The sequence below is a fragment of the Streptomyces sp. NPDC029956 genome (assembly GCF_055574655.1).
In genome coordinates this window covers 39,282-59,878 of sequence record NZ_JBVHZJ010000017.1, presented here as the reverse complement: position 1 = coordinate 59,878, position 20,597 = coordinate 39,282, and the positions used below count along the sequence as shown (strand labels likewise).

The 20,597-nt window shown below is 71.0% G+C and carries 19 protein-coding genes and 1 pseudogene; 11 read left to right on the top strand and 9 right to left on the bottom strand.

The genetic code is table 11. The features are described 5' to 3' along the window. The first annotated feature begins 32 nt into the window (after nt 1-32). Both ACZ4XX_RS16255 and ACZ4XX_RS16250 read left to right on the top strand, forming a co-directional pair. Nucleotides 33-582, top strand: a pseudogene (locus ACZ4XX_RS16255) (HXXEE domain-containing protein). Between the two features lie 30 nt (nt 583-612). After that, a complete protein-coding gene (locus tag ACZ4XX_RS16250) occupies nt 613-1,161 on the top strand; it encodes a hypothetical protein (RefSeq protein ID WP_468508576.1) in 549 nt (182 codons plus the stop codon). Here ACZ4XX_RS16250 and ACZ4XX_RS16245 read toward each other — a convergent pair. The 6 genes from ACZ4XX_RS16245 to ACZ4XX_RS16220 all read right to left on the bottom strand — a co-directional run bounded on the left by ACZ4XX_RS16245 (nt 1,158) and on the right by ACZ4XX_RS16220 (nt 6,943). Further along, nucleotides 1,158-2,351 (bottom strand): serine hydrolase domain-containing protein, encoded by a 1,194-nt coding sequence (locus tag ACZ4XX_RS16245; protein WP_468508575.1) that lies wholly within the window; start codon nt 2,349-2,351, stop codon nt 1,158-1,160. The genes ACZ4XX_RS16250 and ACZ4XX_RS16245 overlap by 4 nt on opposite strands. 96 nt (nt 2,352-2,447) lie before the next feature. Then, nucleotides 2,448-3,161 (bottom strand): response regulator transcription factor, encoded by a 714-nt coding sequence (locus ACZ4XX_RS16240; protein WP_468508574.1) that lies wholly within the window; start codon nt 3,159-3,161, stop codon nt 2,448-2,450. Further along, complete coding sequence (locus ACZ4XX_RS16235; RefSeq protein ID WP_468508573.1) at nt 3,158-4,348, bottom strand: sensor histidine kinase; 1,191 nt, start codon at nt 4,346-4,348, stop codon at nt 3,158-3,160. The genes ACZ4XX_RS16240 and ACZ4XX_RS16235 overlap by 4 nt, the downstream gene beginning before the upstream one ends. Beyond that, the gene (locus ACZ4XX_RS16230; protein ID WP_468508572.1) at nt 4,348-5,133 is read right to left on the bottom strand and encodes an SAM-dependent methyltransferase; all 786 of its coding nucleotides are present in this window, start codon (nt 5,131-5,133) and stop codon (nt 4,348-4,350) included. Before ACZ4XX_RS16230 ends, ACZ4XX_RS16235 begins: the two co-directional genes overlap by 1 nt. Next, on the bottom strand, nt 5,130-5,873 hold the full coding sequence (locus ACZ4XX_RS16225) for a glycerophosphodiester phosphodiesterase (RefSeq protein ID WP_468508571.1): 744 nt from the start codon (nt 5,871-5,873) through the stop codon (nt 5,130-5,132). Before ACZ4XX_RS16225 ends, ACZ4XX_RS16230 begins: the two co-directional genes overlap by 4 nt. A gap of 38 nt (nt 5,874-5,911) precedes the next feature. Further along, entirely contained in the window at nt 5,912-6,943 is a 1,032-nt protein-coding gene (locus tag ACZ4XX_RS16220; protein ID WP_468508570.1) for an adenosine deaminase, read from the bottom strand. 75 nt (nt 6,944-7,018) lie between these two features. Here ACZ4XX_RS16220 and ACZ4XX_RS16215 point away from each other — a divergent pair, with 75 nt between their 5' ends. Further along, nucleotides 7,019-7,711, top strand: coding sequence for a DUF4190 domain-containing protein (locus tag ACZ4XX_RS16215; RefSeq protein WP_468508569.1), 693 nt, complete (start codon nt 7,019-7,021; stop codon nt 7,709-7,711). A 90-nt stretch (nt 7,712-7,801) separates the two neighbouring features. On the opposite strand, the gene ACZ4XX_RS16210 is transcribed toward ACZ4XX_RS16215, so the two are convergent. Then, a complete protein-coding gene (locus ACZ4XX_RS16210) occupies nt 7,802-8,353 on the bottom strand; it encodes an NADAR family protein (RefSeq protein ID WP_468508568.1) in 552 nt (183 codons plus the stop codon). 175 nt (nt 8,354-8,528) lie between these two features. Between ACZ4XX_RS16210 and ACZ4XX_RS16205 the strand changes: the two genes are divergently transcribed. The 8 genes from ACZ4XX_RS16205 (at nt 8,529) to ACZ4XX_RS16170 (ending at nt 18,298) form a co-directional block, all read left to right on the top strand. Beyond that, the gene (locus tag ACZ4XX_RS16205) at nt 8,529-10,046 is read left to right on the top strand and encodes a gamma-aminobutyraldehyde dehydrogenase (protein WP_468508567.1); all 1,518 of its coding nucleotides are present in this window, start codon (nt 8,529-8,531) and stop codon (nt 10,044-10,046) included. 73 nt (nt 10,047-10,119) lie between these two features. Further along, nucleotides 10,120-11,367 carry an ABC transporter substrate-binding protein gene (locus tag ACZ4XX_RS16200; RefSeq protein ID WP_468508566.1) on the top strand — a complete coding sequence of 416 codons (1,248 nt, stop codon included), beginning with the start codon at nt 10,120-10,122 and terminating at the stop codon, nt 11,365-11,367. Nucleotides 11,368-11,410: 43 nt separating this feature from the next. After that, a complete protein-coding gene (locus ACZ4XX_RS16195) occupies nt 11,411-12,580 on the top strand; it encodes an ABC transporter ATP-binding protein (protein ID WP_468508565.1) in 1,170 nt (389 codons plus the stop codon). Beyond that, on the top strand, nt 12,577-13,509 hold the full coding sequence (locus ACZ4XX_RS16190) for an ABC transporter permease (protein ID WP_468508564.1): 933 nt from the start codon (nt 12,577-12,579) through the stop codon (nt 13,507-13,509). The genes ACZ4XX_RS16195 and ACZ4XX_RS16190 overlap by 4 nt, the downstream gene beginning before the upstream one ends. After that, entirely contained in the window at nt 13,509-14,303 is a 795-nt protein-coding gene (locus ACZ4XX_RS16185; RefSeq protein ID WP_468508563.1) for an ABC transporter permease, read from the top strand. Before ACZ4XX_RS16190 ends, ACZ4XX_RS16185 begins: the two co-directional genes overlap by 1 nt. Nucleotides 14,304-14,340: 37 nt before the next feature. After that, nucleotides 14,341-15,759, top strand: coding sequence for an NAD(P)/FAD-dependent oxidoreductase (locus ACZ4XX_RS16180; RefSeq protein ID WP_468508562.1), 1,419 nt, complete (start codon nt 14,341-14,343; stop codon nt 15,757-15,759). A 129-nt stretch (nt 15,760-15,888) separates the two neighbouring features. Beyond that, nucleotides 15,889-16,359, top strand: coding sequence for a hypothetical protein (locus tag ACZ4XX_RS16175; protein ID WP_468508561.1), 471 nt, complete (start codon nt 15,889-15,891; stop codon nt 16,357-16,359). Between the two features lie 136 nt (nt 16,360-16,495). Further along, nucleotides 16,496-18,298, top strand: a complete 1,803-nt coding sequence (locus tag ACZ4XX_RS16170) for a chitinase (protein ID WP_468508634.1) — start codon at nt 16,496-16,498, stop codon at nt 18,296-18,298. Here ACZ4XX_RS16170 and ACZ4XX_RS16165 read toward each other — a convergent pair. Continuing rightward, nucleotides 18,249-18,998: a phosphatase PAP2 family protein gene (locus ACZ4XX_RS16165; RefSeq protein WP_468508560.1), complete on the bottom strand. Its 750-nt coding sequence runs from the start codon at nt 18,996-18,998 to the stop codon at nt 18,249-18,251. The genes ACZ4XX_RS16170 and ACZ4XX_RS16165 overlap by 50 nt on opposite strands. Nucleotides 18,999-19,205: 207 nt before the next feature. Beyond that, a complete protein-coding gene (gene gabT / locus ACZ4XX_RS16160) occupies nt 19,206-20,540 on the bottom strand; it encodes a 4-aminobutyrate--2-oxoglutarate transaminase (protein ID WP_468508559.1) in 1,335 nt (444 codons plus the stop codon). Nucleotides 20,541-20,597 lie beyond the last annotated feature (57 nt).

Below are 20,597 nucleotides of genomic sequence, written 5' to 3'. Positions count from 1 at the left end.
GGAGGGGGAGAGAGGTTGTGGTAGTGTGGTTTGTGCCGGGCCATCCCCCCCGCCCCCCCCCCCCCCCCCCCCCCCCCCCCCAGGCCGCCTACGGCCTGTTCCTCGCCCGGGCCGTCCACGACGCCGAGGAACTCGCCCTCGGTCCCCGTCGGCTGCGGGAGGACCTGCCGATGCTGCGCGAGCGGTTACCCGGAGTGCCGGAGGCCGTCTGGAAGGCCGCCGAGTCCGGCGGCGAGCGCGAATTCGCCCTCGCCGCCGGGGTGATGGCGGCCGTCGTCGGCGCCGCCGCCGTGGCCGGGGCCCGCACCGGCGGCCGATCCGCCTTTACCGGGGGGCCCTGAACGGGTTCGGCCTGCGCGGCCTCGTCCACCTCGCGCAGGCCGCCGCGGTGCGAGGGGTGACACCCGGCTCACCTCGCCGCTCGTGGTCATCCCCTTCACCCTCCGGGCGCGCGGGCGGCTGCGCCGGGCGGGCGTGCTCCGCCCGGCCGGACTCCGCGGCACGGTCACCGGACTGGGGGTGGCGGCGGCCGCCGCCGTCGTCGCGCACGCGGTGGCGCGCCGACTGGCCCCCCATTTCTGAACACGTTCAAGAGAGGCGTAGGCTTCCCCCATGAGCGACTCGAACGGGCCGAGAGCCCTTCTCACGCGCATCCGCGTCTGGCTGATCGTCTTCGTCGTCTGCCTGGTCCTGAGCGGGATCACCGCGTTCCCGCTCGTCACCGAACTCCGGCTGCTGGACTCCTCGCTCGACGGCTGGGCGGCTCCCGTGGCCGACCTCCTCCCCGGGCTCGCCGAATGGATCGACCGGGTACGGGGCGGTCTCGAGACCGCCGACGAGCAGGCCCCGTACCTGCTCTACGGCACCGACTGGCTCGCCTTCGCCCACCTCGTCATCGCGGTCGCCTTCTACGGCGCCTACCGCGAACCCGTCCGCAACATCTGGGTCGTCGAGTTCGGCATGATCGCCTGCGTCGGCATCATCCCGCTCGCCCTGATCTGCGGACCCCTCCGGGACATCCCCTTCTGGTGGTCGGTCATCGACATGTCCTTCGGCGTCATCGGGATCCTGCCGCTGCTCCACGTACGCCGGCTGATCAAGCGGCTGGAGGCCGCCACCGCGACGGCGGCACCGGAGCCCGTACCGGCCGGCATCGGCTAGTCCGGCAGGCCGTACGCCGCCACCATGACGTTCAGGGCGGTCGGGTTCATGTCCTGGCCCTTCGCGTCGGTGGAGTTGACGCTGTAGACGAGGGTGCGCGCGCCGTCTCGGGTGGAGGCGACGGCCGCGTTGTACCCCCAGCGGCCGCCGGTCTTGCCCCAGACCTCGCGGCCGCCGAGCCTCTTCATCGACAGACCCGCGGAGTACGCCGCCGGATCGCCGGACTTCAGGTCCGCGACCTTCGGCAGGGTGAACATCTCCTCCAGGAGCGGCCCGCGCACCACCCGGCCCGCGAACAGCGCCCGGGTGAACCGCTCCAGGTCGGCCGTGGTCGAGACGAGGTCACCGGCCGCCCAGCCGTCCGTCACCCCCCACACCGAGACGTCGCGCAGGCCGGTCGTCCCGTCGTCGAGCCGCATGGTCTGGTAGCCGTGGTTGTACGGGCCGACGAGCTCGGCGGCCTCGCCCGGGAGATACGTGTCCCGCAGACCCAGCGGGCGCAGGATGCGCCGCTCCACCTGGTGCTCGTACGAGTCGCCCGTCACCCGCTCGACGATCAGAGCGGCGATCGTGTACCCGATGTTGAGGTAGTGCTGCTTCGTGCCGGGCCGGAACTCGCGGGGCTTCGCCGTGGCCGAGCGGACCATGGCCTCCGGGCTGTGGATGTCGAAGCGGTGGGCGTACCACTCCTCCACCGTGTCGCCGACGGCCAGTTCGGGGGCCGGGATGCCATGGGTGTGGTTCAGGAGCTGGCGGACGGTCACCGTGGCGTACCGGCCGGGGATCAGCTCCGGCAGGTACGAGCGGGCCGTGCGGTCCAGGTCGATCCGGCGCTCGGACGCCAGCTGGAGGACGGTCGCGGCCGTGAAGACCTTCGTCACCGATCCGGCGCGGAAGCGGGCGGCCGGGTCCGCCGGGGCGCCGGTCGTCAGGTCGTTTACTCCTGAACTGCCCTGCCAGGAACCTTCGGTGCCGCCGACCCGGACGAGCGCGGCCGTGGCGTCGGCCCGGGGGAGTCCGGCGATCGCCGCGCTCAGGTCCGGGCTGGTCGGTTGTGCGGCCGACGCGGCCGACGCGGCCGCCGAGGGGGGCGCGGAGGCCGGTGCCGCGAAGGCCGGGGTCAGGGCCGGGCCCGCCGCGACCCCCAGGACCAGGGCGGCGGCGAGCAGCGTGCGGGTGGACTTCGTCATGGTCAACTCCGGTGGTGTGAGCCGTTGTTCTCGATGGCTCCATCCTGCTGACCTGCGGCGATCGACGGATCGCCCGCACCGGGGGTCTTCCGCCGGTCAGTTCCTCGCCGACCCGGGGGAGGAGCCCGGCCCCTCGCCTCCCCCGGGCGGGGGAGAGCCCGCCGCGACCAGCCCCGTCTCGTACGCGCAGATCACCGCCTGGATGCGGTCCCGCAGACCGAGCTTGGCGAGCACGTTCCCCACATGGGTCTTCACCGTGTGGTCGCTGACCACCAGCTCCGCCGCGATCTCCGCGTTGGAGAGACCGCGCGCGAGGAGCAGCAGGGTCTCCCGCTCCCGGCCCGTCAGCACGTCGAGCCGGACGTCGGGGGCGGTCCTGCGCGGGCCGCCCGCGGTGTACTGCTCGACCAGGCGGCGGGCCACGGACGGCGCGAGCAGCGAGTCGCCCGCCGCCACCACCCGTACCGCGTGCACCAGATCGTCCCTGCGCACGTCCTTGAGGAGGAAGCCGCTCGCGCCCGCGTGCAGCGCCTCGTACACGTACGCGTCGGTGTCGAAGGTCGTCAGGATCACCGTCCGGCAGCCGGTGCCCGCGCTGATCTCCCGGCAGGCCTCGATGCCGTCGGTGCCGGGCATCCGGATGTCGAGCAGCGCCACGTCCGGGGCGTGCCGGCGCACCGCCTCGACCGCCTCGGCGCCGTCTCCGGCCTCGGCCACCACCTCGATGTCCGGCTGCGCGTCGAGGATCATCGCGAAGCCGCTGCGGACCAGTTCCTGGTCGTCCGCGACCACCACCCGGATCGTCGTCATCTCCCCACCTCCGCCGTGGAGGGTACGGGGAGCAGGACCCGCACCTCGAACCCCCGGCCGTCCGGTCCCGGGCCGGTGGCCACCGTCCCGCCGTGTGCGGCGGCCCGCTCCCGGATACCGGTGAGGCCGTGGCCGCCGGGGCCGCGTCCGGCCGGTACCTGCGAGGGGCCGCGTCCGTCGTCCGTCACCGTGACCCGCAGGACGCCGTCGGCGTGGGCGAGCCGGACGTCGGCCCGGCGGGCGCCCGCGTGCCTGACGACGTTCGTCAGGGCCTCCTGCACGATCCGGTAGGCGCTCGCGCCCGTCGCCGCCGGCAGCGCCCGTACGCCGCCCTCCGTCGTGTACTCCACCTGCAGACCGCCGGACCTCACCCGCTCCACCAGGGCGGGGATCCCGGAGAGGTCCGGCTGCGGCTCGCGGGGCGGCGCCCCCTCGGCGCCCTCCCGCAGCAGCCCCAGCATCTGCCGCAGCTGGGTCATCGCCTCGCGGCCCGTCTCCGAGATCGCGTCGAACGCCGCCTCGGCGCGCTCCGGCGCCGTGCGCACCGCCACGGGGCCCGCCTCCGCCTGCACGATCATCAGGCTCACCGCGTGCGACAGGATGTCGTGCATCTCCCGTGCGATCCGGGCCCGTTCCCGTGCGGCGGCCTGCTCGGCCTCGATCAGGTGCGCCCGCTGCCGGGCGTCCTGGAGCCGGCCGAAGACATAGGCGGCCCCGAACACGAAGAGCGAGAAGGTCAGTTCACGGGCCGACTGGGTGTTGAGCCACACCGAGGCCGGCACCGCGACCGTCATCAGTCCTGCCGTGGTGAGCCGTTTCCACGCCGGCGAGTGCAGCGCGATCGTGTAGACGATGACGAGCCCGGTGTACGGCAGCGGCTGGCCCGGCCCGTCCAGGGCCAGCACGTACAGCGTGCTCGTCGCGAGGATCGCCAGGAGTACGGCCACCGGCGCCCGCCGCCGCCAGACGAGCGGGATCACCGTGAGCGTCGTCAGTCCGTACGCGGGCCAGGTCGCCGGTTCGATCTCGGGCGGGCGCGGCACCACGAACGGCATCGTCATCGCCGCCTGGACGAGCAGCGCGATCCCGAGGTCCACCGCCCACGGGTTGGCACCGCTCCAGCTCCGCGCCCGCTCCCACCGGTCGCGGAGGTTTCCCCGTACGCGCTCGTTCCCCCGTACGGCCACTACGGCTTGCGGCCCACCGCGCCGAGCTGCGCGACCACGGGGGCGTCCCCGGTCGTCGCGCGCCAGCGCGAGCAGGACAGGATGCCCGGCTCCAGGAGGTCGAGGCCGTCGAGGAAGGAGGCGAACTCGGCGCGGCTGCGGGCGGTGATCGGCGGGGTCGCGTTCTCGTTCCAGAAGGCCATGGCGGCCTCGTTGCCCTCGCCGCCGAGCTCCGGCTCCAGGGTGGGGTGGGTCAGGACCAGGTAGCTGCCGGAGGGGACGGCGTCCATCAGGGTGCGGACGATCGTCCGGGCCGCGCTGGTGTCCAGGACGAAGTTGAGGATGCCGAGCATCATCACGGCGACCGGCCGGGAGAGGTCGAGGGTCGCGCCGGCCGCCGCCAGGATCTTCTCCGGGTCGTGGGCGTCGGCGTCCACGTAGTCGGTGACGCCCTCCGGCGCGCTCGTCAGGAGCGCGCGGGCGTGGGTGAGGACGATCGGATCGTTGTCGACGTAGACGATCCGGGCGTCGGGAGCGGCCCGCTGGGCGACCTCATGGGTGTTGTCGGCGGTCGGCAGGCCCGTACCGATGTCGAGGAACTGGCGCACCCCGGCGTCCGCGGCGAGGAAGGTGACGGCGCGGCCGAGGAACGCCCGGTCCGCGCGGGCCACTTCGCCGATGCTCGGGTAGAAGCCGGTGACCTGGTCGCCGACCGCGCGGTCGACCGGGTAGTTGTCCTTGCCGCCGAGCCAGTAGTTCCACACCCGGGCGTTGTGGGCGATGTCGGTCCGGATCCGGTCGTTCATCCCTGGGCCTTTCGCAGGACGGCGGCGAGTGCGTCGACCCGGTTCGTGGTGATGGAGTCGACCCCGTTCCTGATCAGCTTACGCATGGTGCGGGAGGTGTCCGCCGTCCAGGCCGAGACGAGGAGACCGTCCCGGTGCACCCGGTCGGTCAGGGCCCGACTCACCAGGCCGAAGCGGTAGTTGAGCCAGCGGGGCCGGACCACGTCGAGCAGGATCGGGCGGGGCGGGGCGAGCGAGGTCCAGGTGAGGGCGATCTCGGCGGACGGGTCGGCGGCCCGCACCTGGAGCATGGCGACGGCCCCCGCGCAGTAGTAGACGCGCTCACCGGCGCCGCACTCGCGGACCGTACGGACGATGGTGCGGACCGAGTCCTCGTCGCCGCCCGGCAGGTCCAGCATCAGCCGCTTGTCCCCGGCGGTGAGCAGCGCCTCGCGCAGGGTCGGGACCCCGTCGTACGTGAGCTCCCGGACCTGCTCGTACGAGAGCACGGAGAGCGGGCGGTCATGGCCCCACAGGCGCTTGAGGGTGTCGTCGTGGAGGAGGACGGGCACGCCGTCCTTCGTCAGCCGGACGTCGACCTCGACCGCGTCCGCCCCCCGCTCGATCGCCGAGGCGATCGAGCCGAGGGTGTTCTCGCGGACGCGGTACGGGTCGCCGCGATGGCCCACGACGGTGACGGAGGCCGTGGTCTCGGCGGCTTTCAGGACGGCGGTCGGGTCCATGGCGGTGTCGGAGTCCATGGGCCCATTCTCGCCGTCGTGGGCGTGCGAGCGAGTCGTCAGCGCGCGAGCCAGGCGTCGGTGTACGCGTCGATCTCGGCGGCGATCCCGGCCTTCCCGGCAGGGTCGAGGAACGAGGCCTCCACCGCGTTCTTCGCGAGGGCGGCGACACCGCGCTCGTCGAGTCCGAGGAGCCGGGCGGCCACCGCGTACTCGTTGTTCAGGTCGGTGCCGAACATCGGCGGGTCGTCGCTGTTGATCGTGACGAGGACACCGGCGTCCACCATCTGCCGGATCGGGTGCTCGTCCAGGGTGGCGACGGCCCGGGTGGCGATGTTCGAGGTCGGGCAGACCTCCAGGGCGATGCGGTGCTCCGCGAGGTGGGCGAGGAGCACCGGGTCCTGGACCGAGCTGGTGCCGTGGCCGATGCGCTCGGCACCCAGGTCGTTGATCGCGTCCCAGACGGTCTGCGGGCCGGTCGTCTCGCCCGCGTGCGGGACGGAGTGCAGGCCGGCCGCCCGCGCCCGGTCGAAGTACGGCTTGAACTGCGGGCGCGGCACGCCGATCTCCGGGCCGCCGAGACCGAAGGAGACCAGGCCCTCGGGGCGCAGCCCGTCGGTGGTGGCGAGGCGGGCGGTCTCCTCGGCGGAGGCCAGGCCGGCCTCGCCCGGGATGTCGAAGCACCAGCGCAGGACGGTGCCGAACTCGGCCTCGGCCGCCTTGCGGGCGTCCTCGATGGCTTCCATGAAGGCGTGCTCGTCGATGCCCCGGCGGGTGGAGGAGTAGGGGGTGATGGTCAGTTCGGCGTACCGGATGTTCTGCCGGGCCATGTCACGGGCGACCTCGAAGGTCAGCAGCCGGACGTCCTCGGGGGTGCGGACCAGATCGACGACCGAGAGGTAGACGTCGATGAAGTGCGCGAAGTCGGTGAACGTGAAGTAGTCGGTCAGCGCCTCCGGGTCCGTGGGGACCTTGGAGTCGGGGTGCCGGGCGGCGAGCTCGGCGACGATCCGGGGCGAGGCGGAGCCGACGTGGTGGACGTGCAGCTCCGCCTTGGGCAGGCCCGCGATGAAGGGATGGAGATCGGTCATCCCGTCATCGTAGGCCGGACGGGTCCCCCTCAGGAGTGAGGCCGTAGCATGGCGGGACCATGATGGGGGAGGCCCATGTCTGACAACCAAGACCAGTCGCGGGGCGGGTACGACCCGACGGACCCGTGGGCTCCGCCGAACCGCGACGGGGTGGAACTGAGCAAGCCGACGACTCCGTCGCCGGTGCACGACCAGCAGACCGTCACGTCCGTTCCGCTGGCACAGCCCGGCCCCACCGACGTGCCGCCGCCACCGGTGGCACCCGGCGGGCCCGCGGCCACGCCCGGCGCGTACGGCTATCCGGCGGCGCCCGCCTCCGGCGGGTACGGGTACCCGTCGGCGGTGACCCCGCCGCCCGCCCCGGCGAGCTCGGGGTACGGCTATCCCGGCTATCCGTCGACCGGCGGCGGATACCCCGGCCAGCCCGGCTGGCAGCAGTCCCCGTCCAACGGCATGGGGACGGCCTCGATGGTGCTCGGCATCATCTCGGTGGCGGGCTTCTGCCTGTGGGGCTTGGGCGCGATCCTCGGCATCCTGGCGCTGATCTTCGGCATCATCGGCATCAAGAAGTGCGGCCGGGGCGAGGCGACCAACCGGGGCATGGCCGTCGCGGGCATCGTGCTCGGCTCCATCGGCACCCTGGTCAGCGCCGTCTTCCTGGGCTTCATCATCTGGGCGGCCTCGCAGGACTCGTCGTCGTTCGACGACTCCGGATACGACGAGGACCCGTTCGCGTCGAGCCTGGTGGTCGAGAGCGGCAGCCGCTGAGCGACCCACGGTCACTCCGGGGGTTATCCCACGGTCAAGGGCCCCGCACCTCGTCGAGGTGCGGGGCCCTCGGCGTCCCGCCGGTGCGTCTCACGCGCCCTGGCGCAGCCGCTCCCGTGCCTCCATCAGGGCGAAGCCCAGGAGGTTGCCGCCGCGCCAGCTCGCCGGGTCGTGGGCGCGGGGGTCGTCGGCCGCCAGGCCGATGCCCCAGACGCGGTCCACGGGGCTGGCCTCCACGAGGACCCGGGTGCCGGTGCCCAGGAGGTAGGCGCGCAGGGACTCGTCCGAGGAGAACTTGTGGACGCTGCCCTCGACGACGATCCCGAAGCGCTCCCGTGCCCACACCGTGTCGTCGAAGCCCCGGACGAGCCGGCCCGCCTTCTTGGCCTCCGCCGGGGTACGGGCGGACAGCGCGGCCCGTTCCGCCTCGGCGTCCTCGAAGAGCCGGGCCTTGGCCGCCATCATCCAGTGCTCGGCCGTCGCGTACGACACGCCGGAGACCACGAAGGGTGCAGGCCACCACTGGCTGAGACAGCTCGCCGAGAGCCGACCGTCCGGGTGCGGACGGTGACCCCAGAAGTGCAGCCACTTCACCCGGTCACCCCTGTTGACCTGCTGTATCAGAGACTCGAGCTCGCTCATGCACGCGAGTGTGGCATCCGCCACGGACACTTGGTACGGAGATATTCCGGCCGCCTCGACACATGGTCGACCGATTCCGTCGCGTAATCAAAAGGCAACAACGGAATCACTTGTTGGGACATCGTCCCTCTGTCAGGATCGGCACTCAATTCGAGCTGGAACAACGGAGAGCGTCATGGGCAACCGCTTCCAGGTGACGGACCGCTTCGCGGACGGCGCACAGTACATCGGCGGGCGGCTCCGCGCCGGAACCTCCGGTCAGGAACACAGCGTGATCGATCCGGCGACCGGGGAGAGCGTGTACACCTACGCGCTCGCCTCCACGGCCGACGTCGACGAGGCCGTCGCCGCCGCCAAGGCCGCTTTCCCCGGCTGGGCCGGCGCCACCCCCGGGGAGCGCTCCGACGCGCTCCACCGCTTCGCCGGCGTCCTCGCCGAGTGGGCCGAGGACTTCGCCCGCGTCGAGTCCCTCCAGTGCGGCAAGCCGCTCAGGCTCACCACCGAGTTCGACGTGCCCGGCACCGTCGACAACACCGCCTTCTTCGCGGGGGCCGCCCGTCACCTCCAGGGCCAGTCCGCCGCCGAGTACAGCGGCGACCACACCTCGTACATCCGCCGCGAACCCATCGGCGTCGTCGGCTCCATCGCCCCCTGGAACTACCCGCTCCAGATGGCCGCCTGGAAGATCCTCCCGGCCATCGCCGCCGGCAACACGATCGTCCTCAAGCCCGCCGAGCTCACCCCGCTGACCTCCCTGATGTTCGCGCAGGCGGCGAAGGAGGCCGGTATCCCCGACGGTGTGGTCAACATCGTCAACGGCGCCGGGAAGACCGTCGGCGAACACCTCGTCGGCCACCCCGACGTCGTCATGACCTCCTTCACCGGCTCCACCCCCGTCGGCAAGCGGGTCGCCGAGATCGCCACCGCCACCGTGAAGCGCCTCCACCTCGAACTCGGCGGCAAGGCCCCCTTCGTGGTCTTCGACGACGCCGACCTGGAGGCCGCCGCCCACGGCGCCGTCGCCGCCTCCCTCATCAACAGCGGCCAGGACTGCACCGCCGCCACGCGCGCGTACGTCCAGCGCCCGCTCTTCGACGCGTTCGTCGCACGCGTCGCCGAACTGATGGAGACCGTCCGGCTCGGCGACCCCTTCGACCCGGCCACCGACCTCGGCCCGCTCGTCAGCCACCGCCACCGCGACAGCGTCGCCGCCTTCGTGGAGCGGGCCCGCGGCTACGCCACCGTCGTCACCGGCGGTGAAGCACCTGGTGGAGACCTCAAGGACGGTGCGTACTATCGTCCGACCCTGATCACCGGCGCCGCGCAGGACAGTGAGGTCGTGCAGTCGGAGATCTTCGGCCCGGTCCTGGTGGCCCTGCCCTTCGACAGCGACGACGAGGGCATCCGGCTCGCCAACGACACCCCGTACGGCCTGGCCGCCTCGGCCTGGAGCCGGGACGTCTACCGGGCCAACCGTGCCACCCGGGAGATCAAGGCCGGCTGCGTCTGGGTCAACGACCACATCCCGATCATCAGCGAGATGCCCCACGGCGGCACCAAGGCATCTGGCTACGGGAAGGACATGTCGGCCTACTCCTTCGAGGAGTACACGCAGGTCAAGCACGTGATGTTCGACAACACCGCGGTCGCCGCGAAGGACTGGCACCGCACGATCTTCGGGGACCGTCCGTAACCGAAATGCGGCTACCGCCGCGTGGCATTCGCCGCCCGACCAGCGGCGCAACCATCCCGAAAGGGCACAGCGCATGGAGCAGTACGAGCCCGACAGCCTCTCCGCCGCGCAGACGGCGGCGATACGTCGCAGCCTGACGAGCGGCCGGGGCGCCCTCAGCCGCCGTTCGATGCTGCGCGCGGGCGGTGTCGGCGCGCTCACCGTCGGAGGCCTCGCGTCGCTGAGCGCCTGCGGCATCCCGCCGGCCAAGCGGGAGGGCCAGGGGCCCGCCTCCACCGACGTGTCGGCCAAGGAGAAGACCCTCGCCTTCTCCAACTGGACCGAGTACATGGACGTCAGCGAGGACGAGAAGTCCCGCCCGACCCTGGAGGCGTTCGCGAAGCGCACCGGGATCAAGGTCAAGTACACCGAGGACATCAACGACAACGTCGAGTTCTTCGGCAAGATCAAGCCGCAGCTCGCGGCCGGCCAGGACACCGGCCGCGACCTGATCTGCGTCACCGACTGGCTCGCCGCGCGGATGATCCGGCTCGGCTGGGCCCAGAAGCTCGACCCCTCGAACCTCCCCCACGCGTACGCCAACCTCTCCGCCCAGTTCCGCAGCCCCGACTGGGACCCGGGCCGCGCCTACTCGTACCCGTGGACCGGCATCTCCACGGTCATCGCGTACAACGCCAAGGCGACCGGCGGGAAGAAGGTCGACTCGGTCACCCAGCTCCTCGACGACCCTTCGCTCAAGGGCCGGGTCGGCTTCCTCACCGAGATGCGGGACTCCGTCGGGATGACGCTGCTCGACCTCGGCAAGGACCCGGGCGACTTCACCGACGCCGACTACGACGCGGCGATCGGACGCCTCCAGAAGGGTGTCGACAAGAAGCAGATCCGCCGCTTCACCGGCAACGACTACACCTCGGACCTGGACAAGGGCGACATCGCCGCCTGCCTCGCCTGGGCCGGCGACATCATCCAGCTCCAGGCGGACAACCCGGACATCAAGTTCTCGATCCCGTCCGCCGGTTACATCACCTCCAGCGACAACCTGCTCGTCCCCGCCCAGGCCCGGCACAAGACCAACGCCGAGAAGCTCATCGACCACTACTACGAGCTTCCCGTCGCCGCCCAGCTCGCCGCGTACATCAACTACGTGTGCCCCGTCGACGGGGTGAAGGACGAGCTCGCCAAGATCGACCCCGAACTCGCGAACAACACGCTGATCCTCCCGGACAAGGCCATGGCCAAGAAGTCGCACGCCTTCCGCTCGCTCACCAGCGCGGAGGAGACGGCGTACGAGGAGAAGTTCGCCAAGCTCATCGGCGCCTGAGGCCCCCGTCGTCCACCTCTCTCACTCCCCGGGACCACAACCCATGACTGACAAGACTGCTCACACCGGAAAGAACACTGGCGGCGGCGACGTCCGTCTCACCGGGATCAGCAAGTCGTACGGCTCCTTCACCGCCGTCCACCCGCTCGACCTGACCGTCCCCCAGGGCTCCTTCTTCGCCCTCCTCGGCGCCTCGGGCTGCGGCAAGACCACCACCCTGCGGATGATCGCCGGACTGGAGGACCCCAGCACCGGCACCGTCTTCCTCGGCGACAAGGACGTCACCGACCTCCCGCCGTACAAGCGGCCGGTCAACACCGTCTTCCAGTCCTACGCGCTCTTCCCGCACATGGACATCACCGAGAACATCGCCTTCGGTCTGCGCCGCCGCGGCATCAGGTCGGTGAAGAAGCAGGTCGACGACATGCTGGAGCTCGTCCAGCTCGGCGACAAGGCCCGGCACAAGCCGCACCAGCTCTCCGGCGGCCAGCAGCAGCGCGTCGCCGTGGCCCGCGCGCTCATCAACCACCCGCAGGTGCTGCTCCTCGACGAGCCGCTCGGCGCCCTCGACCTCAAGCTGCGCCGTCAGATGCAGCTGGAGCTCAAGCGGATCCAGACCGAGGTCGGCATCACCTTCGTGCACGTCACCCACGACCAGGAGGAGGCCATGACGATGGCCGACCAGGTCGCGGTGATGAACGGCGGCCGCGTCGAGCAGCTCGGCGCCCCCGCCGACCTGTACGAGAACCCGAGCACCACCTTCGTCGCCAACTTCCTCGGCACCTCCAACCTCATCGAGGCCGAGGTCGTCGAGACCGGCGGCGACGTGATCGTCACGGCCGGCGGCGGCAGGCTCCGGGTCCCCGGCGACCGCTGTACCTCCGCCGTCCGCCAGGGCGGCAAGGTGCTCGTGGGCGTCCGCCCCGAGAAGATCTCGCTGACGCACAAGGACGACGCCGACTCGATAGCCGACGGCCGCAACCGGGTCACCGGCCGGATCGCCGACTCCTCGTTCATCGGCGTCTCCACCCAGTACGTGGTGAACTCGCCGGCCGGTGCGGAGCTCCAGGTGTACGAGCAGAACGTCGACAGGCGCGCGGGACTCCTTCCCGGCGCCGAGGTCGTCCTGCACTGGAACCCGGCGCACACGTTCGGGCTCGACGCGGCTCAGGACATCGACGCGGGTGTGGAGACGGTGGAGGACGCCGGATGACCACCTCCACGCTCCAGAAGGAGGAGGCGGCACCGGTCGAGGAACCGGTTCTGCGCAAGCCCTCCACCCGCAAGCGACTCGTCCCCTACTGGCTGCTGCTGCCCGGCATCATCTGGCTGCTCGTCTTCTTCGCGCTGCCGCTGGTCTACCAGGCCTCGACCTCGGTCCAGACCGGCTCCCTCGAAGCGGGCTTCCAGGTCACCTGGCACTTCCAGACCTACTGGGACGCCTTCCAGGAGTACTGGCCGCAGTTCGTCCGCTCCCTGCTGTACGCCGGGACCGCGACCCTGCTCTGTCTGCTGCTCGGCTACCCGCTCGCGTACCTCATCGCCTTCAAGGCCGGCCGCTGGCGCAATCTGCTCCTCGTCCTCGTCATCGCGCCCTTCTTCACCAGCTTCCTCATCCGGACCCTGGCCTGGAAGACGATCCTCGCCGACGACAGCCTCGTCGTCGACGCGCTGAACGCGCTGCACGTCCTCGACGTGACCAGCTGGATCGGCTGGACCGAGGGCGACCGCGTCCTCGCCACCCCGATGGCGGTCGTCTGCGGTCTCACGTACAACTTCCTCCCCTTCATGATCCTGCCCCTCTACACCTCCCTGGAGCGGATCGACGGCCGGCTCCACGAGGCCGCGCAGGACCTGTACGCCTCCCCGGCGACGACCTTCCGCAAGGTGACCTTCCCGCTGTCGATGCCCGGCGTCGTCTCCGGCACCCTGCTCACCTTCATCCCGGCGAGCGGCGACTACGTCAACGCCGAACTGCTCGGCTCGACCGACACCAAGATGGTCGGCAACGTCATCCAGTCGCAGTTCCTGCGGGTCCTCGACTACCCGACGGCGGCCGCGCTCTCCTTCATCCTCATGGCGATCGTCCTTGTCATGGTCACCGTCTACATCCGCCGTGCCGGAACGGAGGACCTGGTCTGATGCGCTGGATACGACGCAACCTCGTCGTCATCGCGGGCCTGCTGACGCTCGCGTACATGATCCTGCCGAACCTCGTCGTCATGGTGTTCTCCTTCAACAGGCCGAAGGGACGCTTCAACTACTCCTGGCAGGAGTTCTCGCTCGACGCCTGGAAGGACCCCTGCGGCGTCGCCGACATGTGCGAGTCGCTCTCCCTCTCGCTCCAGCTCGCCGCCTGGGCGACGGTCGGCGCGGTCGTCCTCGGCACGATGATCGCCTTCGCGCTCGTCCGCTACCGCTTCCGGGCGCGCGGTGCGATCAACTCGCTGATCTTCCTGCCGATGGCGATGCCCGAGGTCGTCATGGCCGCCTCGCTGCTCACGCTCTTCCTCAACATGGGGATCGAGCTCGGCTTCTGGACGGTCCTGATCGCCCACGTCATGTTCTGTCTGTCGTTCGTCGTGACGGCGGTCAAGGCCCGGGTCATGTCCATGGACCCGCGTCTGGAGGAGGCCGCGCGCGACCTCTACGCGGGGCCGACGCAGACCTTCCTGCGCGTGACCCTGCCGATCGCGGCCCCCGGCATCGCCGCCGGCGCCCTGCTCGCCTTCGCGCTCTCGTTCGACGACTTCATCATCACCAACTTCAACGCGGGCTCCACCGTCACCTTCCCCATGTTCGTCTGGGGCTCGGCACAGCGAGGAACCCCCGTTCAGATCAACGTCATCGGCACCGCGATGTTCGCGCTCGCGGTACTGGTGGTCGTGGCCGGGCAAATCATTACGAACCGGCGCAAGAAAACAGCAACGGCCTGAGCAGAACGCAGCTCAGGCACCGAAGGAGTTGGAAACCATGGCCCCAGTCGCCATGCGTCTCGCTGCACAATCTCTCTCCGACGCCCAGCCCGTCCCCTTCTGGCTGGAAGACCCCGGCAAGCCCGGCGCCCTGCCCGCCCTCACCGGCACCGAGAAGTGCGATCTCCTCGTCGTCGGCGGCGGCTACAGCGGACTGTGGACCGCGCTCCTCGCCAAGGAGCGCGACCCCGCCCGGGATGTCGTACTGATCGAAGGCCGTGAGGTGGGCTGGGCCGCCTCGGGCCGCAACGGAGGCTTCTGCGCCGCCTCCCTCACCCACGGCTTCGGCAACGGGCTCGCCCGCTGGCCGGGCGAGCTGCCGAAGCTGGAGCAGCTCGGCGAGCGCAACCTCGACGGCATCGAGGAGGCGGTCGCCCGCTACTCCCTGGACTGCGACTTCGAGCGCACCGGCGAGATCGACGTCGCCACCGAGCCGTACCAGCTCGACGAACTCCACGAGATGTACGAGGAGATCGACCGGCTCGGTCTCGCGGACGGCCTGGAACTCCTCGACCGGGACGCCGTCCGGGCCGAGGTCGACTCGCCGACCTTCCTCGGCGGCCTCTGGGACCGCCGCGGCGTCGCCATGCTGAACCCCGCCAAGCTGGCCTGGGGCCTCAAGCGGGCCTGCCTGGACCTGGGCGTACGGATCTACGAGAACACCCCCGGCCTCGACCTCGTCTCCGTCGGCGCCGGCATGGGCGTCCGCACCCCGTACGGCCGCGTCCTCGCCCGCCGGGTCGCGCTCGGCACCAACGTCTTCCCGTCGCTGGTCAAGCGCGTGCGCGCGTACACCGTCCCGGTCTACGACTACGCCCTGACGACCGAGCCGCTCAGTCCCGAGCAGCTCGCCTCCGTCGGCTGGAAGAACCGGCAGGGACTCGGCGACTCCGCCAACCAGTTCCACTACTTCCGGATCACCGCCGACCACCGCATCCTCTGGGGCGGCTACGACGCGATCTACCCCTTCGGCGGCAAGGTCAGCGCCGAGATGGACCACCGCCCGGAGACCTACCTCAAGCTCGCCGAGCACTTCTTCCACTGCTTCCCGCAGCTGGAGGGGCTCCGCTTCAGCCACGCCTGGGGCGGCGCGATCGACACCTGCTCCCGTTTCTCGGCCTTCTTCGGTACGGCCTACCAGGGCAAGGTGGCGTACGCGGCCGGCTTCACCGGCCTCGGCGTCGGCGCCACCCGCTTCGGCGGCGACGTGATGCTGGACCTGCTGGCGGGGGAGCGGACCGAGCGCACCGAGCTCGAGATGGTCCGCCACAAGCCGCTGCCGTTCCCGCCCGAGCCGATCGCCTGGGCCGGCATCGGCATCACCAAGTGGGCGATGGCGCGCGCCGACGAGAACGGCGGCCGCCGGAACCTGTGGCTGAAGGCGATGGACCGGATGGGCCTCGGCTTCGACAGCTGAGACTCCACCTCCCGGGGTGCTGGTGTGGCCTACATCACAACCGATGGGTAGCTGAAACCGCGTAAGAGCAGCCGCCCGAATGGCTCTCTCCGTACGGACACCGTGTCCACACGGAAGGAGACCGTTGCGATGACTGGTACGGGGGCCTCGGGCGCCAAGAGCGCGGTGGAGTGGCTGGTTTCGGTCGCACCCGATCCCGACGCCTGCCGGTGGGAGTGGGAGCGCAACCCGCACGGGGTCGCGCTCCTGCCCGCGGGCAGGCGCTGGGACGTCCTGATCCTGCCGGCGGAGCTCGGTTACCCCACCCTCGACGTCCTGACCCGCCTGGTGGGCCGACCGGGCCCGGTCCTCGCCGACTTCGGCGACGCCCGGATGGGCTTCTTCGTCCCGCCGGGCACGGTGACCCGCTGGCTCGGCACCGGGGTGCGCGGCGCGGGCGCCGGGACCTGGATCGTGGTCCCGTACCCGGGCCGGGTGACCGGTGGGGTGCGCTGGCTGGTGGCGCCGGACGGTGCGGGCACCCTCACCGACGCCTCGCTCCTGGAGCTGGCGATGCATGAGGCGGCGGGGCGGATCGGGCGGGCGGGAGGGGGGACGTAGGGGGAGTGGTCCGTACGGTGGGCGGACCGGTTCGTCCGCCGTGCGGACGTCGGGAACAGAGGTCTTGACCACTCGATTGGTCTGGACCATGCTGTGGCGCGCTCCCACCTCGATTCCCCCACCCCCGGAGGCAGTTGTGGACCGCGCCAGACCTCTCACCCTGCTCCTCGCGGGCGTCCTAGCCGCCGGAGGACTCGCCGCACTCGGCCCCGCCGCCCAGGCCGCCGACGCCGAACTCGCCCGCAACGGCGGCTTCGAGGCCGGCCTCGACGGCTGGACCTGCACCGCCGGCAGCGGCACCGCCGTCTCCACCCCCACCCGCAGCGGCGCGAAGGCACTCCAGGCGACCCCTGCCGGCAGCGACAACGCCCGCTGCTCCCAGACCGTCACCGTCAAGCCCAACTCCTCCTACACGCTCAGCGGTTGGGTGCGCGGCAGCTACGTCTACCTCGGCGCCTCCGGTACGGGCACCACCGACGTGTCCACCTGGACGGGCTCCGCCCCCGACTGGCAGCGGCTCGCGACCACGTTCACGACGGGCGCCTCGACGACCTCGGTCACGATCTACACCCACGGCTGGTACGGCACCCCCGCCTACCAGGCCGACGACCTCTCCCTCTACGGCCCGGGCGGCGACCCGGTGCAGCTCCCGGCCGCCCCCACCGGCGTCGCGGCGGGCTCCCCGACCTCCACCACCGTGCCGCTGACCTGGTCCCCGGTCTCCGGCGCCACCTCGTACAACGTCTACCGGGGGACCACCAAGGTCCAGACGGTCAGCGGCACCTCGGCCACCGTCACCGGACTCACCGCCTCCACCGCGTACACCTTCCAGGTCAGCGCCGTGAACAGCGCGGGCGAGTCCCCGAAGTCGGCCACCGTGAGCGCGACGACGACCAGCGGCGGCAACCCGGGCAACCCCGGCCTGCCCGCGCACGCCCTCGTCGGCTACCTCCACGCCAGCTTCGCCAACGGCTCCGGCTACACCCGGATGGCCGACGTCCCCGCCTCCTGGGACGTCATCAACCTCGCCTTCGGCGAGCCGACCTCGGTGACCTCGGGCGACATCCGCTTCAGCCTGTGCCCGGCGACGGAGTGCCCGAACGTCGAGTCGGTCGCCGACTTCAAGGCGGCCGTCAAGGCCAAGCAGGCCGCCGGCAAGAAGGTGCTGATCTCGATCGGCGGCCAGAACGGCCAGGTGCAGCTCTCCACCACCGCCGCGCGGGACATGTTCGTCTCCTCCGTCTCGAAGATCATCGACGAGTACGGCCTCGACGGCCTCGACATCGACTTCGAGGGCCACTCGCTGTCCCTCCAGACCGGCGACACCGACTTCCGGAACCCGACCAGCCCGGTCATCGTCAACCTGATCCAGGCGGTCAAGACCCTCAAGGCCAAGTACGGCCAGAACTTCGTCCTGACCATGGCCCCGGAGACCTTCTTCGTCCAGCTCGGCTACCAGTACTACGGCTCCGGCCCCTGGGGCGGCCAGGACCCGCGCGCCGGCGCCTACCTGCCGGTCATCCACGCCCTGCGCGACGACCTCACCCTGCTGCACGTCCAGGACTACAACTCGGGCTCCATCATGGGCCTCGACAACCAGTACCACTCGATGGGCGGCGCCGACTTCCACATCGCGATGACCGACATGCTGCTCACCGGCTTCCCGGTCGCGGGCAACACCGACCGCGTCTTCCCGGCCCTCCGCCCCGAGCAGGTCGCGATCGGCCTCCCGGCCTCCACCCAGGCGGGCAACGGCCACACGGCCCCCGCCGAGGTGAACAAGGCCCTGGACTGCCTGACGAAGAAGACCGACTGCGGCACCTACCAGACCCACGGCACCTGGCCGGCCCTGCGCGGCCTGATGACCTGGTCGATCAACTGGGACCGCTTCAACCAGTGGCAGTTCTCGAACAACTTCGACGCGTACAACTGGAGCTGACCGCCAGGATCAGCAGCGACAGGCAGAGGCTGGCCAGCACGTCCAGCGGCCAGTGGTAGCCCCGTAGGACAAGCCCGGTCCCCGTCACCGCCGTCAGCACGGCGGCGACGGGGATCAGCCGGTTCGAGACCAGGAAGGCCGCGCCGAAGTAGGCGACGGCGGCCGTGGCCGTGTGGCCCGAGGGGTAGTAGCCGTGCGCCCAGGGTTCCAGCGGGCCGGGGCGGGCCGTCCACTCCTTGAGGGGGATCACCAGGAGGGGGACGGCGGCCATGGCCAGCCCCGCGTACAGGGCGGCGAGCCGTCGGCCGCGCCACACCGCGTACGCCATCGCGCAGGCGAGGACGGGCAGGGCGACGGTCATGTTGCCGAGGTCGGAGGCGAGTTCGGAGAGGGGCCGGGGGACCGAGTCCACCACGGCCCGGGACACCCGCTCGTCGAGCCTGGCCGAGGGGCCGTGGACGAGCACCTGCCAGGTCACGACGACGAGGGCGACGAGCGCCGAGAAGAGAGCCGGCCGCCCTGGAACAGGGGGGGTGGTTCCAGAGCGGCCGAGAGGATCGGATCGCCGCACGCCCCGGGGGGTGTGGGGCGGGCGGCCGTCCGATCGGTGAGGAGTTCCGGAGCACGAGGCTCCAGGGGTGTGCGCGACGGCACGGTGTGGACGGGGCTGGGGAGGCTCCGCCCGGGGTGTTTCTCTCATCTGCAGAAACCGTACGTCAGAGAAAGGGGGACCGACAGCAGGAAACGCGTCCCGCCATCGGCCCCCCACACAGTCTTCACACGGAGTGTCAGATCCGAGGCCGGATCCGAACTCCGGTCCGAACCCGGACGCGAACCCGGTCCCATGTCCGATCCGCACTCCGGTCCGGCCCCGGACCCGTGTCCGGCGCCGTGTCCGGACCTTCTGTCAGATCTGGGCGAACGCGTTCTCGATGACGTCGAGGCCCTCGTTCAGCAGGTCCTCGCCCATGACCAGCGGCGGCAGGAAGCGCAGCACGTTGCCGTAGGTGCCACAGGTCAGGACCAGCACGCCCTCGGCGTGGCAGGCCTTCGCCAGCGCGGCGGCGGCCTCCGCGTACGGCTCCTTGGTGTCGCGGTCCTTGACCAGCTCGATGGCGATCATGGCGCCGCGGCCGCGGACGTCACCGATGGCCGGGAACTTCTCCTGCATGGCGGTGAGGCGGGCCTTCATGACCTCCTCGATGCGCCGGGCCTTCGCGTTGAGGTCGAGCTCCTTCATCGTCTCGATGGAGCCCAGCGCGCCGGCGCAGGCCACCGGGTTGCCGCCGTAGGTGCCGCCCAGACCGCCGCCGTGGACGGAGTCCATGATCTCGGCGCGGCCGGTGACGGCGGCGAGCGGCAGACCGCCCGCGATGCCCTTGGCGGTGGTGATGAGGTCCGGGACGATGCCCTCGTCCTCGCACGCGAACCACTGGCCGGTGCGGCAGAAGCCGGACTGGATCTCGTCGGCGACGAAGACGATCCCGTTGTCGTTGGCGAACTTCACGATCGCCGGCAGGAAGCCCTTGGCCGGCTCGATGAAGCCGCCCTCGCCGAGGACCGGCTCGATGATGATCGCGGCGACGTTGTCGGCGCCGATCTGCTTGGTGATGTTGTCGATCGCCTGGGCGGCGGCCTCGGGGCCGCAGTTCTCCGGGCCGGTGGGCCAGCGGTAGCCGTAGGCCACCGGCACGCGGTAGACCTCGGGCGCGAACGGACCGAAGCCCTGCTTGTACGGCATGTTCTTCGACGTCAGCGCCATCGTGAGGTTCGTACGGCCGTGGTAGCCGTGGTCGAAGACGACGACGGCCTGGCGCTTGGTGTACGAACGGGCGATCTTGACCGCGTTCTCGACGGCCTCGGCGCCGGAGTTGAACAGCGCGGACTTCTTGGCGTGGTCGCCCGGGGTCAGCTCGGCGAGCGCCTCACAGACCTCCACGTAGCCCTCGTACGGCGTCACCATGAAACAGGTGTGGGTGAAGTCCTGGAGCTGCGCGGAGGCGCGGCGCACGACGGCCTCGGCGGAGGCGCCGACCGAGGTCACGGCGATGCCGGAACCGAAGTCGATCAGGCGGTTGCCGTCGACGTCCTCGATGATGCCGCCACCGGCCCGCTTGGTGAAGACGGGGAGCGTGGAGCCCACGCCACCGGCGACCGTGTCGAGACGGCGGGCCTGAAGCTCCTGCGACTTCGGACCGGGGATGGCGGTGACGATGCGCCGCTCCTGCGGGACAGCGTTCATGCGGGGCTCCTGGGGGTGTTCTGGACGCACTTGCGGGTTTCCTCCGCAGGCTAGGCG